Source organism: Halorubrum sp. SP3 (genome assembly GCF_005435195.1).
GTDB lineage: Archaea > Halobacteriota > Halobacteria > Halobacteriales > Haloferacaceae > Halorubrum > Halorubrum sodomense.
On record NZ_SGTU01000002.1, the window covers coordinates 99425 to 114185 of the forward strand.

14 protein-coding genes are annotated in these 14761 nt (G+C 67.7%); 2 read left to right on the forward strand and 12 right to left on the reverse strand.

Going from position 1 to position 14761, the window contains the following annotated elements:
- Nucleotides 1-32: 32 nt before the first annotated feature.
- From EXE42_RS01890 to EXE42_RS01925, 8 genes are all read right to left on the reverse strand, one after another.
- Entirely contained in the window at nucleotides 33-1343 is a 1311-nt protein-coding gene (locus EXE42_RS01890) for a tRNA (N(6)-L-threonylcarbamoyladenosine(37)-C(2))-methylthiotransferase (RefSeq protein ID WP_092922778.1), read from the reverse strand.
- A gap of 114 nt (nucleotides 1344-1457) precedes the next feature.
- Complete coding sequence (locus tag EXE42_RS01895) at nucleotides 1458-1784, reverse strand: ArsR family transcriptional regulator (protein WP_092922781.1); 327 nt, start codon at nucleotides 1782-1784, stop codon at nucleotides 1458-1460.
- Nucleotides 1785-1869: 85 nt separating this feature from the next.
- Nucleotides 1870-4467 carry a GAF domain-containing protein gene (locus EXE42_RS01900; protein ID WP_137705781.1) on the reverse strand — a complete coding sequence of 866 codons (2598 nt, stop codon included), beginning with the start codon at nucleotides 4465-4467 and terminating at the stop codon, nucleotides 1870-1872.
- A gap of 115 nt (nucleotides 4468-4582) precedes the next feature.
- Nucleotides 4583-5452 carry a succinate--CoA ligase subunit alpha gene (gene sucD, locus EXE42_RS01905; RefSeq protein ID WP_092922787.1) on the reverse strand — a complete coding sequence of 290 codons (870 nt, stop codon included), beginning with the start codon at nucleotides 5450-5452 and terminating at the stop codon, nucleotides 4583-4585.
- Between the two features lie 79 nt (nucleotides 5453-5531).
- On the reverse strand, nucleotides 5532-6677 hold the full coding sequence (sucC, locus tag EXE42_RS01910; protein WP_137693262.1) for an ADP-forming succinate--CoA ligase subunit beta: 1146 nt from the start codon (nucleotides 6675-6677) through the stop codon (nucleotides 5532-5534).
- Between the two features lie 228 nt (nucleotides 6678-6905).
- Nucleotides 6906-7865, reverse strand: coding sequence for a hypothetical protein (locus tag EXE42_RS01915; RefSeq protein ID WP_137705782.1), 960 nt, complete (start codon nucleotides 7863-7865; stop codon nucleotides 6906-6908).
- A gap of 216 nt (nucleotides 7866-8081) precedes the next feature.
- The gene (locus tag EXE42_RS01920) at nucleotides 8082-8588 is read right to left on the reverse strand and encodes an OsmC family protein (protein ID WP_137705783.1); all 507 of its coding nucleotides are present in this window, start codon (nucleotides 8586-8588) and stop codon (nucleotides 8082-8084) included.
- A gap of 87 nt (nucleotides 8589-8675) precedes the next feature.
- The gene (locus EXE42_RS01925) at nucleotides 8676-10085 is read right to left on the reverse strand and encodes an aspartate ammonia-lyase (RefSeq protein ID WP_137705784.1); all 1410 of its coding nucleotides are present in this window, start codon (nucleotides 10083-10085) and stop codon (nucleotides 8676-8678) included.
- Between the two features lie 194 nt (nucleotides 10086-10279).
- Between EXE42_RS01925 and EXE42_RS01930 the strand changes: the two genes are divergently transcribed.
- The gene (locus EXE42_RS01930) at nucleotides 10280-10870 is read left to right on the forward strand and encodes a hypothetical protein (protein ID WP_137705785.1); all 591 of its coding nucleotides are present in this window, start codon (nucleotides 10280-10282) and stop codon (nucleotides 10868-10870) included.
- 146 nt (nucleotides 10871-11016) lie between these two features.
- On the opposite strand, the gene EXE42_RS01935 is transcribed toward EXE42_RS01930, so the two are convergent.
- The 3 genes from EXE42_RS01935 to EXE42_RS01945 all read right to left on the reverse strand — a co-directional run bounded on the left by EXE42_RS01935 (nucleotide 11017) and on the right by EXE42_RS01945 (nucleotide 13046).
- Nucleotides 11017-11340 carry a BolA family protein gene (locus tag EXE42_RS01935; RefSeq protein ID WP_092922799.1) on the reverse strand — a complete coding sequence of 108 codons (324 nt, stop codon included), beginning with the start codon at nucleotides 11338-11340 and terminating at the stop codon, nucleotides 11017-11019.
- Between the two features lie 86 nt (nucleotides 11341-11426).
- Nucleotides 11427-12023 (reverse strand): class I SAM-dependent methyltransferase, encoded by a 597-nt coding sequence (locus tag EXE42_RS01940; protein ID WP_137705786.1) that lies wholly within the window; start codon nucleotides 12021-12023, stop codon nucleotides 11427-11429.
- Nucleotides 12024-12107: 84 nt separating this feature from the next.
- Nucleotides 12108-13046 carry a DUF1028 domain-containing protein gene (locus EXE42_RS01945; RefSeq protein ID WP_137705787.1) on the reverse strand — a complete coding sequence of 313 codons (939 nt, stop codon included), beginning with the start codon at nucleotides 13044-13046 and terminating at the stop codon, nucleotides 12108-12110.
- Nucleotides 13047-13166: 120 nt separating this feature from the next.
- On the opposite strand from EXE42_RS01945, the gene grpE reads away from it, so the two are divergent.
- The gene (gene grpE, locus EXE42_RS01950; RefSeq protein WP_137705788.1) at nucleotides 13167-13871 is read left to right on the forward strand and encodes a nucleotide exchange factor GrpE; all 705 of its coding nucleotides are present in this window, start codon (nucleotides 13167-13169) and stop codon (nucleotides 13869-13871) included.
- A gap of 58 nt (nucleotides 13872-13929) precedes the next feature.
- On the opposite strand, the gene surE is transcribed toward grpE, so the two are convergent.
- Nucleotides 13930-14724, reverse strand: coding sequence for a 5'/3'-nucleotidase SurE (gene surE, locus EXE42_RS01955; protein ID WP_092922811.1), 795 nt, complete (start codon nucleotides 14722-14724; stop codon nucleotides 13930-13932).
- Nucleotides 14725-14761: the final 37 nt, after the last annotated feature.

Below are 14761 nucleotides of genomic sequence, written 5' to 3' on the forward strand. Positions count from 1 at the left end.
CCGACCGGTCGGCCGTCACTCGGTCAGACCCGTCAGTCGTCGCCCGGTACCCGACCCGCGTCGTCGGCCCCGGCGGCCTCGGCCGGCGTCCCGTCGACCGGCTCTCCGAACGCGTAGACGGTGTTGTGGCCGGTCACCGCCACCTCCAGGAAGTCCCCCACGTCGACCCCGCGCTCCGTCGCGTTCTGGACGATGATCTGTCGGTACGCGCCGTCGCGGCACTTCACGGAGTCACCGGTTCCCTCCTCGACGACGAGGACCTCGAACCGATCGTCGACCATCGACCCGTACGCCTCGCCGACGACCTCCATCTTCAGCTCGGACATCGCCTTCGAGCGCTCCTTCTTGACGGTCCCGCCGAGCCCCTTCATGTCGGCGGCGTCGGTGCCCGGGCGCTTCGAGAAGCGGGTGACGTTGATCTTCTCGGGGCGGACCTCCGCGAGGAGCTCCATCGACAGCTCGTGGTCGACCTCGTCCTCGGTGGGGAAGCCGACGATGAAGTCGGTCGAGAGCGTCCAGTGGTCGAGCCGGTCGTCGAACGTCTCGACGACCTCGCGGAACTTCTCGACCCGGTGCTGCCGGCGCATGTCCGCGAGCACGTCGTCGGAGCCGGATTGGACGGGAGCGTGAACGAAGTCGTACAGCTCCTCGTTCTCGGCGAACACGTCGGCCAGCTCCTCGTGGATCCCGTGGATGCCGCCGGGGTTCGCCATCCCCAACCGGACCCGGAACTCGCCGTCGATGTCGCAGATCCGGTCGAGGAGCTCCGGGAGCTTTCGGTCGCCGTCGTCCCAGCCGTAGACCCCGGTGTCCTGGCCGGTGACCCGGATCTCCTTCGCGCCGGCGTGGACGAGCGCCCGAGCCTTCTCGACGTTCTCCTCGATCGGCGGGGAGTCGACCCGGCCGGTGGCGAACTTGGTGATACAGTACGAGCAGTTGCTCATACAGCCGCGCGCGATCGGGAGGATCCCGACGACGCCGTCTAACACCGGTTCGGCGTCGGGGGTGACCGTCGGGCACTCGCCGTTGAGCACGTAAGCGGGGACCTCGTCCCAGTGGAGGATCTCGGCGTCGACGTCGGCCCCTTCGAACAGGTCGCCCTGCGCGAGCGCCATACAGCCGGTGACGACGAGTTCGGCGGTCGTCTCCGACAGCTCCTCGGCGCGACGGAGCATGTTCCGCTCCGTCTTCTCGACGACGGTACAGGTGTTGAGGATGGCGACGTCCGCGTCGTCCGGGCCGTCGGCCGGGCGGTGTCCCCCGTCGCGGAGGGCGCGCTCGATCTCCCGGCTCTCGCCCCGGTTCGAGCTACAGCCGTAGGTTTCGATGTGGTACGTCGCCATCGGAGTGCCTCCACTACCGGTCCCGGGGGCAAAAGCGCGACGGATCGGGGCGTCGGCGGGAGGCGGCGGGGCGGCGGGGCAGCGGGGCAGCGGGGCGGACCGGGACCGCCTGCGTCAGTCCTCGGCGACCGCGGCGGTCGGGGCGTCGGCCTCGGCGTCGGAGGCCGACTCGGCGGTCGCCTCCGGCTCGCCGGCGCCGTCGCGCTCCGCGGGCGGAACGGCCTGGTAGACGGAGCGGCGGGCGTCGCGGGGACACAGCCCCTCCTCGACGAGCCCGACCTCGGTGAGCTTCTCGACCGCGAACCGGACCGTTCGGGTCGAGAGGCGCGTCTCCTCGGCGAGGCCGGTCTGGTCGAACCGGCCCTCCGCGTCGAGCACGTAGTAGACCAGCTTGGCGCTCGGCGGGAGCGGTTCGAGCAGCTCGCGAGTTCCTTCGTCCATACGTGAGTTACACGGGCGAATCGCGCATAACCGTGGCCCGCCTGTGCGCTCGGAACACACGCCACCCGGGTTTTTATATAGCGTCTTAAATCCCGAACTCGAACCGAGCGCCGTCGTCGCCGTCGATCGAGAGCTCCCAGCCGTGCGCGGCCGCTATCTCCCGCACGATGGCGAGGCCGAACCCCGTTCCCCTCGCCGTGCTCGAACGGCCGTACTCCGTCGCCTCCTCCGGGTCGATGTCGAAGCCGACCCCGTCGTCGGCGACGTAAAATCCGTCCGGGAGCGACCCGACGGAGACCGTGAGTCCCTCGTCGCCCCCGGCCTCGGGCTCCGAGTTGTGCTCCACGCTGTCGCCGGACTCCGTCCGGCTGCCAGTCGAGCCGTGCTCGACGCTGTCGTCGGGCTCCGCCCGACTGCTCGTGGAACCGTGTTCCACGCTGTTCGTGAACAGGTTCTCGAGCAGCGTCCGGAGTCGCTCCGGGTCGGCGTCGACCGCGGCCGTCGCCGCCGAGACGTCGAGGGTCGCCTCCGCGGTGTCGACGGTTCGCCACGCGCGCTCGGCGGCCTCGTCGAGCGGGACCGACTCGATCTCGTCGACCGTCCGTCCCTGCCGCGCCAGGGCGAGGAGGTCGTCTATCAGCTGTGCCATCCGATCGTGGGCGTCCCCGACCCGTTCGAGTTCGTCGACGACGGCCGCGTCGTCGGTCAGCGATCGGGCGAGGTCGGTCCGGCCGGACGCGACGTTGAGCGGGTTCCGGAGGTCGTGAGAGACGAGCCCCGCGAACTTCTCCAGGCGGTCGATCTCCCGTTGGAGCGCCGCGTCGCGGTCGCGGAGCTGTTCGGTCCGCTCCGCGTGATCGAGCGCGACGGTGACGTTCGCGGCGAGGACGCGAGCCAACTGAACGTCGGTCTCGTCGAAGAACCCCGGCTCCTCCGAGCCGAGCGGCATGACGCCGTGGTCGGCGAGCGGGACGGCGAGGAGGCTCCGGAGGTCGCCGTACCCGACCGCGGTGTCGACCGCGTCGAGGTCGTCGACGGCGACCGGCTGGCCGGTCTCGAACGCCTCCCAGACGCGCCCGTCGCCCGGACCGAACGCCGGCCGGTCGCCGAAGGCCGCCGTCGCCTCCGCGCTTATCGCCGTGGGGCAGAGGACGTTCGCCTCGGGGTCGTACAGCCGGACCCCGCTGCTCGGGAACTCGAGGATGTCGATCGCCGCGCGGGCGGCCAGCCCCGCGATCTCCTCGCGGTCCTCGCCGCCGAACATCTCGCGGGTCGTCGCGTGGAGCCGACGCAGCGTCCGCTCGACGCGCTTCTGGTCTTCGATGTCGGCGTAGACGCTGTAGATAACCGTCTCGTCCGGCTGCTTGACCGGGATGACGTGGAGGATGAAGTCGCGCATTCCGTCGGCGGTCCGGCGACGCACCTCGAGCCGCGAGGGTTCGTCGCGTTCGAGTACCGCCTCCGGGTCGAGCCGGTCGGCGCCCTCCGGGACCACCTCGCTGCGGACCTCCTCGTACCCGCTGTCGGCGCCGTAGCCGAACGTGTCCTCGAACGCCTCGTTGGTGGCGTCGAGGCGGCGCTCGCCGCCGCCGAGCGCGACGGTACGCACCGCCGGAAGCGGGAGGTCGTGGAACAGGGCGGTCAGCCGGTCGCGCTCCCGGCGGAGCGCGTTCTCCGTCTCGATCTGCTCGACGGCGTTGGCCGCGTGGGCCGCCAGCAGCTCCGCGAACTCGACGTCCCGCTCGTCGAACGCGGCGTAGCCGTTCGAGACGGCCTGTAACACGCCGTGCGAGCCGATCGGGACGCTGATCGCCGACCGGATGTCGTCGGCGACAGGGTCCGCCACCTCCGATCCCCGTCGCCGGTCGGCCCCGGCAGTTGGCCGACCCGGAGACGAGGGGTCCTCCAGCTCGTCCGGGTCCGCGGGGTCGACGCTGAGGTTGTCGACCACCATCGTCTCCCCCTCGGCGACCGTGGTCCCGACGACGCCCTCACCGACATCGAACGCGCGGACCTCCTCCTCGGTGACGCTCTCTGAGAGGACCGCGGGAACGACGCGGTCGCCGCGTCGACGCGCGGTGACGCAGCGGTCGAACTCGAGTATCTCCTCGGTCGCGTCGACGGTGCGTTCGAGCACGGTCGCGATGTCGGTCGCGGACGCCAGTTCCGTCGCGAACTCGTGGATCGCCGTGACCTTCGCGTTCACTTCGCGGAGGTCGCGCTCGGCCCGGCGGCGGCCGAGCGCGTTCGCGACGCTGTTCGCGAGCATCTCGTAGCGGTCACGCCCGGCGCCCTTCTGGAGGTAGTCGGTGACGCCGGCGGAGATGGCCTCGCTCGCGATCTCTTCGCTCCCCTTTCCGGTGAACAGTACGAAGGGGAGTCCGGAGTCGATCTCGCGGACCGATTCGAGTAGTTCGAGCCCGTCGGCCCCCGGCATGTCGAAGTCGCTGACGACGCAGTCGACGCGCCCCTCGCGGACCACGTCGAGCGCCTCGTCCGGCGACAGCCGCGTGACCGTCTCGATGCCGTCCACGAGCCGTTCGACGTGGGTCGCGGCGAGATCGGCCGCGCCCGGCTCGTCGTCGACGAACAGGACGCGACTCGCGGCGCCGTCGGTCGGTCCCGTCACGTCGCCTGCGGCCGCGCCGGCGTCCGGCGGCGGGTCGTCGGGACCTGAGTTCATGTGCGTGTGTTACCCTACCGGTAAGTTTAGCTTTCGCTCCGGCTACCGATATTGAAAACCGAAACCGGGGCGAAACCGACGGTCGAACCGCGGCGACGCCGACCGCGCGGGGCGGCTACAGGAACTCCTCGACGTGGTCTGCGACCTCTTCGGGGGTGTCGCCGACCGGAACGCCCGCGTCGTTGAGCGCGTCGATCTTCGACTGCGCGGTCCCCGTGCCGGAGCCGGAGACGATGGCGCCCGCGTGACCCATGCGCTTGCCCGGCGGGGCCGTGCGCCCGGCGATGAAGCCGGCGACCGGCGTGTCCATGTACTCCCCGATGAACCTCGCGGCCTGCTCCTCGTCTTCCCCGCCGATCTCGCCGCACATCACGACTGCGTCGGTGTCGGGATCGGCCTCGAACGCCTCGAGGGCGTCGACGAAGGAGGTCCCGATGATCGGGTCGCCGCCGATACCGATGGCGGTCGTCTGCCCGATGCCGCGCTCGGTGAGGTTGTCGACGACCTGGTAGGTGAGCGTGCCGGAGCGGGAGACGAGCCCGACGTTCCCCTCGGAGAAGATGTTCCCGGGGAGGATGCCGAGCTTCGCCTCGCCGGGCGTGATGATCCCGGGACAGTTCGGGCCGAGCAGGCGCGTGTCGGTCTCGCCCAGGCGCTTGTTCACTTTCGCCATGTCCTGGGTCGGAATCCCCTCGGTGATCGCGACCGCGAGGTCGAGGTCCGTGTCGAGCGACTCGAAGACGGCGTCCGCGGCGAACGCCGGCGGCACGAACACCACGGAGGCGTCCGCGTCCTCCGCCGCGACGGCCTCGTCGACCGTGTCGTAGACGGGGACGCCGTGGACCTCCTGCCCGCCCTTGCCGGGCACCGCGCCGGCGACGACGTTGGTGCCGTACTCGATCATCTGGCCGGCGTGGAACTTCCCCTCCCCGCCGGTGATCCCCTGGACCACCACCCTGGTGTCGTCGTCGACGAAAATGCTCACGCGAACCACCCCGTGGTGAACGTGAGGTTATCGTTCGTGAACGAGCGACCGTCGGGAGCGAGTGAACGTACGATAGAACTCATTGGGTCACCTCATCCGCGTTCTTCACCGCGCGCTGGACCGCGTCTTCCAGCGTCTTCTCGACCTCGACGAGGTCGGTGTTCAGAATCTCCATCCCCTCCTCGGCGTTCGTGCCGGCGAGCCGGACGACCACCTTCTTCGGGATCTCGTCGAACTGCGCTAGGGCCTCGTTGATCCCCTTCGCGACCTCGTCGCCGCGGGTGATCCCGCCGAAGATGTTGAAGACGACGGCGTCGACGTTGTCGTCGGAGAACACCATGTCGAGCGCCTGCGTGACGCGCTCGGCCTTCGCGCCGCCGCCGATGTCGAGGAAGTTGGCGGGCGCGCCGCCGTAGTAGTCGACCAGGTCAAGCGTCGTCATCACGAGCCCGGCGCCGTTGCCGATGATGCCGACGTTGCCCGAGAGGCGGACGTAGTCGAAGCCGTACTCGCCGGCCTTGCGCTCGAGGTCGTCCTCGTAGGAGGCCTCGGCCATCGCCTCGAGTTCGGGCTGGCGGAACAGCGCGTCCTCGTCGATGTTCATCACGCCGTCCGCGGCGACCACGTCGCGGTCGCTCGTGATCATCACGGGGTTGACCTCGATCTCGGAGGCGTCGTTGGACTCGTAGAGGTCGTACAGCGTCGAGAGGATCGAGGCCACGTCGAGCGCCACGTCGGCGTCGACGCCCGCCTCGTAGACGACCTTCCGGGCCTGGTACGGGTGGAGCCCGAACGCGGGGTCGACGTGTTCGCGGGCGATGGCGTCGGGGTTCTCCTCGGCGACCTCCTCGATGTCGACGCCGCCCTCGGTCGACACCATCAGGACCGGCTTCCCCTCGCCGCGGTCCATCGTGACGCCGACGTACAGCTCGTCGACGAAGTCGACGCCGGCCTCGACGAGGACCCGGTCGACCGTGTACCCCTTGAGGTCCATTCCGAGGATCTCGTCGGCGTACCGCGCCGCCTCTTCGCGGTCGGTCGCGATCTTGATCCCGCCGGCCTTGCCGCGGCCGCCGACGTGGACCTGCGCTTTGATCGCGGCCGGGTAGCCGATCTCGTCGACCGCGTCGAGCGCCTCGTCGACGCTCGTCGCGAGCCGGGAGTCCGGAACCGGGATCCCGGCGTCCGCGAAGAGCGACTTCGCTTGATACTCGTGAAGTTTCATCCGTGTGGGATCGGTACCGACGTCGGCTTAAATGGTTCCGGTTCGGCGCGAACGGCGCGATGAGATCACTCTTATTACTCAAAAGAATCGGTGAAATATAGACCATCATATCCCACGATGTATTAACAAATTAGAATTTTCTTGGTGTTATACGGGAATCTGATACAATTAACCCATTCCAGAGATCGCAGATATTCTACCTATTCAGTAAGGCACGAAGCTACATCACTAATTTAATGTTTCAATAACAGTCTCAAAGTCTAAAGCAGGAAATTCGGATATCAGTTCATCAATTTCACGATTATATTGGCTAACAATTTCATCATCAATGACTTTTGTGACATGAATATCGGTCCCCTCGACTATAACTAAACACCCAATTATCTCAGACGTACCGTCGCTTATTCCGTTATACTCATTTATATATCGTCGAATTTGCTCAAGGCCGCGGCTTTTCTGATTAAGACCTCCTACTTTCAGTTCTACTATTAATTTCGCGTCCTTTTTTGTGGATGCGAGAAGGTCTGGTCGTAGTCCTCCAAACTGTGGTTCTGCTTCGATATTTTTTATATTTTCTTGAAGTAGATCAGATAGCAGATCAGGATGATTCAGAAACAAATGAACGATATCCATTTCTTTGAACTCATTGAGGGTCTCTTGTAATCGACGCTGGGTTTTTCTCCTTTTCTCAGATACCCGAGTAATTGAATTCCTGAAGTAAAATGTGATTAAGATAGAAGTGACAGATCCAATAATCCCCGTTACTAACTCATACTCCACTCCTTGAATGTCTGGCAAAGTAATTGGAGGAAACGGGATTAAAAAGAGACTTCCAATGAAGAAGCTTAGTGAAATCAAAAATACGTAAGCGTACAGAGACCATTTACTATCCAATTTTGTTAGGATCCCATCCTCATCACCGATCGCTAGCGGAGATACTAATGTCTTTAATGTCAAAAACCCGCTTGAAGCCATAGCAATCATCCAAAAAAATGGCCTAAGTGGCGAATTACTAACGATTTCCTGTGCGTATAATGTAATGAATGCTCCCAAGATACCAAGCGCGACTAATATTTGAATGTTTTCTGCTCGCTGTTGCTCACGCCGTTCTACGGAATCATCAATATAGTCTCGAAGTAACGTCCGTATTTCCTCTAGTTCCCTCTCTAGATCGTTATCAGGACTCATTTGAGATTAACAACTTCATTTTATCCGTATACAATACTATTCGTTAAAACTAACTATTCGAATCATTATCGTCTCGCCGTTTATTTTTCTCAAGAACTATATTCTTTAACTTTAATATTAAATTATTCTTTTTGAAAGAAGCCGATAGTTCTGGTAAATCGATTTTATTGGAAATACACATAATCTAAGGAGATACAAGTCCGAGGAAGTTTCTAGTCAGTCGAACGTCCAGTTCGTCTCGACCTCGGGCGGGTCCGCCAGCGTCTGGTAGACGACGCAGTACTTCTCCGTGTACTTCCGAAGCGCCGCGCGGGTGTCCTCGTCGACGTCGCCGTCGACGGCCACGTCGAGGCGGAGGTCCTTGAACCCCACCGGCGCCTCGTCGTCGACTCCCATCGTCCCGCGGAGGTCGAGGTCGCCGCTGGCCTCGACCTCGACGTCGGCGTCGACGCCGAAGCTCTCGGCGACGGCCTGCGCGGTCAGCTGCGAGCAGGCGGCCAGCGCGCCGAGGAGGAGGTCGCCCGAGCAGGCGCCCCCGCCGGGCCCGCCGGCCCCCTCGTGGAGCTCCGCCTCGTAGATCGCCCGGCCGATGTCGACGCTACACGACCGGGCGTCGCCCTGCTCTTCGCCGCTCGCGGACAGCGTGATCTGCGCCGCCTCGGGGTTCTTCTCGTACTCCCTTTTCAACGGCTCCTGCTCGGCCTGTAAGTCACTCTCAGCCATGTCCGGCACTCACACGCGCACCCGAAAAGCGTTCTGCCGATCCCGCGGGGCGGACCGTGCGGCCGCCCGCGCCGTCGCCCCCGCGGCTCAGTTCTCGTCGCCGAGGATGACGCGGTGGGTCATCGCCTCGGGGTCGAGCACCTCGTCGGCCTCGTCCTCGGTGAGGTACCCCTCGCTCACGGCGACCTCCTTGACGGATTTGCCGTCCGCGAGCGCCTTCTTGGCCACCTTCGAGGCCTTGTCGTAGCCGATCGCGGGGTTGAGCGCGGTCGCGAGCGCCATCGACTGTTCGACGCGCGTCTCGCAGTGCTCCTCGTTCGCCTCCAGCTTCCCGACGAAGCGCTCGCCGAACGTCTCGGCGACGTTCGAGAGCAGTTCCGCCGACTCGAGGAAGTTGTGCGCGATGACGGGCTTGTAGAGGTTCAGGTCGATCTCGCCGCGGGCCGCGCCCGCCGAGACGGCGGCGTCGTTGCCGACGACCTGCTTGTGGACCTGGTTGACCGACTCCGCGACGACCGGGTTGATCTTTCCGGGCATGATCGAAGAGCCGGGCTGGTTCTCCGGCTGCTCGACCTCCCCGAGGCCGTTCCGCGGGCCGGACGCGAGCAGTCGGAGGTCGTTGGCGATCTTGTTGAGGCTGCCGGCGATCGTCTTGAGCGCGCCGTGGCCCTCCGCCATCGCGTCGTGGGCGGCCTGTGCCTCGAAGTGGTTCGCCGCCTCGCGGAACTCGGTCCCGGTCTCGTCGGAGATGTACTCCGCGGCGAGCTCCGGGAACTCGGGGTGGGTGTTGAGCCCGGTCCCGACCGCGGTGCCGCCGAGCGCGAGCTCGCGGAGGTTCGACTGGACGCCCTCGGCGCGCTCGATCCCCTTCGCGACCTGCGTCCGATACCCGCCGAACTCCTGGCCGAGCCGGATCGGCGTCGCGTCCTGGAGGTGCGTCCGACCGGTCTTGACGACGCCGTCGAACTCCGCTTCCTTGGCCTCCAGCTCGGCGTGGAGCGTCTCCAGCGCCGGCACGAGGTCCTTCTCGACCGCCTCGAGCGCGGCGACGTGCATCGCCGTGGGGATCACGTCGTTCGACGACTGGCCGTAGTTGACGTGGTCGTTGGGGTGGACGACGCGGTCGCCGATCTCCGCGCCCGCGATCTCGGCGGCGCGGTTGGCGATCACCTCGTTGGCGTTCATGTTCGAGGAGGTGCCGGAGCCGGTCTGGAACACGTCGACCGGGAACTGGTCGTCGTGCTCGCCGGCGATCACCTCGTCCGCGGCGGCGACGATCGCCTCCGCGGTGTCGTCGTCGACGAGGTCCAGATCGCGGTTCGCCTGCGCGGCCGCCTTCTTCACGACGCCGAGCGCGCGGACGAACCGTCGGCTCATCGGAATCCCCGAGACGGGGAAGTTCTCGACGGCGCGCTGGGTCTGTGCGCCCCAGTAGGCGTCCGCCGGCACCCGCATCTCGCCGAGGCTGTCCTCCTCCGTGCGGTAGTCGTCACCCATGTGCCGACCTTCCCGCGAGACGCTGTAAAAGGTACTGGAAGCCGCCAGCGCATCGAAATCGTGCGGATCGGTAACACTCCGGTCGACGTCGCGGACCGCGAGCCGACCGCCGGATTAAATCGCGTAAAACAGCCGAAATTCGGTTCAACGGCGTACCCGTTATATCATCGTCCGTCGCCAACGCCCCGGCGCACATGAGCCCGAACGACTCAGCGATCGGAACGGCGCTCGACCGCGACACGGTCCGGTCGACGAGCAAGCTCCTAATCGGTGCGCTGGCGATAGTCGGTGTCCTCGCGGTCGTCACGCTGCTGCCCGGCGTCGATCGCCTCGTCCCGTTCGCGCCCGTGACGTTCGCCGCGGTGGCGACGGCCGTCGTCGCGCTCGCGGTCGCCGGTATCCTCCTGTACGCCGCGCCCAAGTTCGCGCTGCTGACCCGGCTGGCGCTCAGCCGGCGGGGAGCCGACGCCGAAAGCGACACCCGATCGGACCGGATCGTCGAGAACGCGGGCGGCGTGGTCCACTGGCTCGTCGTCTTCGGGGCGGTCCTCGTCGCGTACCGCGGGCTCGCGGGCGTCGCGGTCCCCGTCCTGAACGGCGCCGCCTGGGCGTACGACGCCGCCTTCCTGTTCGTCGCGCTCGTCCCCGTGGTGTTCCTCGTTGCCCGTCTGACGGTCACCGTCGATCCTCTGGCCGAACTGGTCGCCGACCGCGTCGCGGGCGAGGCGTCCGGCAGCGAAGCCAGCGACGCGGACGAGCCGACCCCGGCCGACGACGACGGTTGAGCGGAATATCCCGAGTCGCCTACGCGTTCTGTTATCCCGAGCGCCGGTGTCGCGAGCGCGCCGTCGAGTCAGAGCGCGAGCAGCAGAAGCGGTTCGCAGCGGTGCGGAGAGTGAAGCGGTTTTTTCGACGAGTGCGCGACCGGCGATCAGGCCTCGTCGACCGGGAACAGCCCGGCCTCGCGGAGGTCCTCGTCGAGGGTGCCGTCGCCGTGTTCCGCGTACGCCTCGGGGGTGTACGTCTTGATCTCCAGGGCGTGGACCGACCGCGTCATGTGGTCGCCGACCGCGTCGTACACGCGCTGGTGCTGGTCGACGAGCGACTCGCCCTCGAAGGCGGGCGAGACGACGACCGCCGCGAAGTGGGCGTCCTCGTCCTCGTCGTCGTGGATCCGGGGCGCCGTCACGCGCGCGACCGCGTCGGGGAGGTTCTCCTCGATGAGGTCAGCGACCGCGTCGGGTTCGATGGTCATGTCCCCGCTCGGACGCGAACGGGCAAAAGTCGACCGGCCCGGTCCGGCGGGGCACCGGCTCGGAGCGAACCCGGAGCGGCGGGCCGTCACCGCTCGAACACGAGCGCGTAGTGGAACGGCGGGAGGTCGACCTCGCGCTCGAAGGCGAGGTCCGTCCCCGCCGCCTCGACCGCCTCGCGCGTCGCGGTCGGTGACATGCGGAGCTCCGTGGGCGGCCCGCGCGGCTCGCCGCCGATCCGCGTCTCCTCGCGGGGGCGGTCGCGCCAGTTGACGACGACGAGCGAGCCGCCGTCGGCCAGCGAGTCGGCGACCCCCGCGACGACCGCCTCCGGCTCGGGAACGCCGTGGAACGCGTTCATGAGAAGTGCGACGTCGACGGGCTCGGGGAGCGGCGACGGGAGGTCGCGCGCGTCGCCGGCGACGGTCCGGACGTTCTCGATCCCCTGTGCGGTCGCCAGGGCGTCGAGCTCGGCGAGCAGGTCGGCGTCGACGTCGAGGGCGTACACCGTCTCCGGGGCCGCGATCCGCGCGGCCGGGAGCGCGAAGTAGCCGTTGCCGGAGCCGACCTCGGCCACCCGGTCGCCCGGCGCGACGCCCAAATCGCGCAGCGTCGCGCCCGGCGTCGGCCACACGCGGCCCCACCAGTCCCAGTCCGGCTGTCCCGTGTTTCGGAAGCGTTCCATGCGATTCGTAGCCGCCAGCCGACGGTTATGCGTTGCGAGTGCGGCGACGCTGACCGCGCTCTGCGACGGGAGCCGACGCAAGGGTCAGACGCGGTCGAGCCGCGAGAGCCCGCGCCAGATCGCGTCGACCAGCCGGGACTCGGGGTCGTCGTCGGGGTCGGTCCCGTTCCACCCGCGCGCTATCGCGTCCTCCAGCACCGCGAGCGAGTGGTTCTCGAAGTTGTTCATCCCGCGGAACGTCTCCAGCGCGTCGCGCGCCTCGTCGTCGAACGCGTCCGTCGGCTCGCCGTCGTAGAAGCCGAGGTCTGCGAGCGCCGACCCGACCGCGGTCGCCGTCTCGCCGGTCAGCCCTCGCGTCTCCGCCGGCACCTCGCGTTCGAGGAGCGTCACGTCGTAGATCTTGAACACCCGCTCTAGCTCGTCGATCGGGCGCTCGTGGTCGTCGACGCGCACGTCGACCCAGCGGTCGTTCTTGCCGTCGTAGCCGCCCTCGGGCTTCGCGACGTACAGCGCCGCCGACTGCTCGCCGCGGCTGTCGCCGCCGGCCTCGTTGCCCGCGTGGAGCGCGGCGATCAGCCGCTCCGGGAGGCCGCCGTCGGTCCCCTCGAACGTCTCCGTCATCGCGTCGAGGGTGTCGGCGTTCTCCAGGATGTTCCCCTGGACCGTGTAGTGGTTTCCCTGCCGGTCGCCCGCGTGGTCGTGGCACTCGTCGCCGGTGAACGCCGCCGGCGGATCCTCCGGGTCGGCCGCGACGATCCCGACCTGTCGCGAGGGCGCCTCGTCGTCGTCGGCCGTGAGCCGGTCGATCGCCTCGGCTGGCGCGTGGCCCTCTCGGAGCAGGTCGAGCCCGTCGGGCCCGTACGCGACGTTCGCGAAGCTCTGCGTGGCGACCGCGCCCGCGTCCGCGCTGACGAACGGGACGACGGCGCCGACGCCGACGAACTTCGACTGGACCGCGACGCCGACCGCGTCCGTCTCGGGGTCGCGGGCGGCGATCGAGAAGGTCGAGGGTCGAGGTGGCATACGGGACCGATCGTCGGGCGCCGCGATCAAAAATCCGCCGCCGCGCGGCGGCCGGGCTCGACCGGCCCGCCGCCGACCGGGTTCTACAAGCTTATCCCCGCCGACCGACTTCGATCGGGTATGAGCGACGACGACGCCGTCGATGTCGAGTCTCCCGACGACGCCGAGGGCGACGCGGCGAGAACGAACGGCACGGCGGAGGCGACCGCCGAGGAATCGACCGGCGAATCTGCCGACCGCGACGCCGACGGGCGCGAGCGGACGGCCGGCGACGGCGACGCCAGACGGAGCGAGGAGGCGCTCGCCGCGGCCGTCGCCGAGCACGACGAGGCGCTCGCCCGCGAGGTCGCGGCGCTGGAGGCGGACCTCGCCGAGACCCGGGAGGAACTCCGCGAGCGCGACGAGGCGGTCGATGAGCTGACGAGCAAGCTCGCCCGCGTGAAGGCGGACTTCAGCAACTACAAGGAGCGCGCGAAGCGGAAGCAGGAGGAGATCCGCGAGCGCGCCTCCGAGGCGCTCGTCGAACGGCTCGCGCCCGTCCGGAACGACCTCCTGCGCGCGCTCGACCAGGACGAGGGGAGCGACCTCCGCCCCGGCGTCGAGTCGACGTTGGAGAAGTTCGACGAGGTGCTCGCCGACGAGGGCGTCGAAGCGATCGACCCCGACCCGGGCGAGGAGGTCGACCCCGCGCGCCACCAGGTGATGCTCCGCGTCGACAGCGACCGCCCGGAGGGAACGATCCACGAGGTGTACGAGCCCGGCTACGAGATGGGCGACCGCGTGCTGAGCGAGGCGAAGGTGACCGTGAGCACCGGCGGCGAGTAGCGCGGCGCTTCCCCGAGCGAACCGCCGTCTCGCGTCAGGACCGAACCGCCGTCTCGCGTCAGGACCGAACCGCCGTCTCGTAGGCGTCGACGAGTTCCTCGAGCCCCGCGTCCGCCTCGGCCGCGTGGGGCACCGACAGCGGCGACACGGACACCTCGCCGTCGACGACGGCGCGCCGGTCGGTCCCCACGGGGTCCGGCACGTCGCCGTCGTTCATCCGGCCCCAGATCGGGTCCGAGAACCCGATGCGGCCGTCGCCGTTGCGCTCGGCGCGCATCCCGTACCACGTCGAGGGCGTCGTGACCCTGAGCGGCGCGCGGTCGGCGTCCGCGATCGGCGCGTTGACGTTGAGGTAGTCCGCGCGGTCGAACACCCCGGCTTCGACCGCCTCGTCGACGAGGAACCGCGTCGCGCGGACCGCGTGCGAGAAGTCCTCGGCCTCGAACTCCCGTTTCCACCAGTCGTCGCCGCCCGGCACGTACATCGAGGTTGCGACCGCGGGCGCGTCGAAGAACGCCGCCTCGACCGCCGCCGAGACGGTGCCGGACCGGCCGAGCGTGTACGCTCCGAGGTTCGCGCCCTCGTTACAGCCGGCGACGACCAGGTCCGCGTCGGGGACGAGTTCGTCCAGCCCCGCGACGACGCAGTCGACGGGGGTCCCGTCGACCGCGTACCCCAACTCGTGGTCGTCGACGGCGACGTCGGCGGAGAGCAGGCGGCCGACGGACGACTGGTCCTCCGCCGGGGCGACGACGGTCACCGCGTACTCGGTCGCGAGGGCGTCGTACAGCGCGCGCAGCCCGGCGGCGTCGACGCCGTCGTCGTTGGTCAAGAGGATCCGGTCGACGCTCATACCCTGTTCACGGGCGAGTCGGGCAAAAGTCCACCGT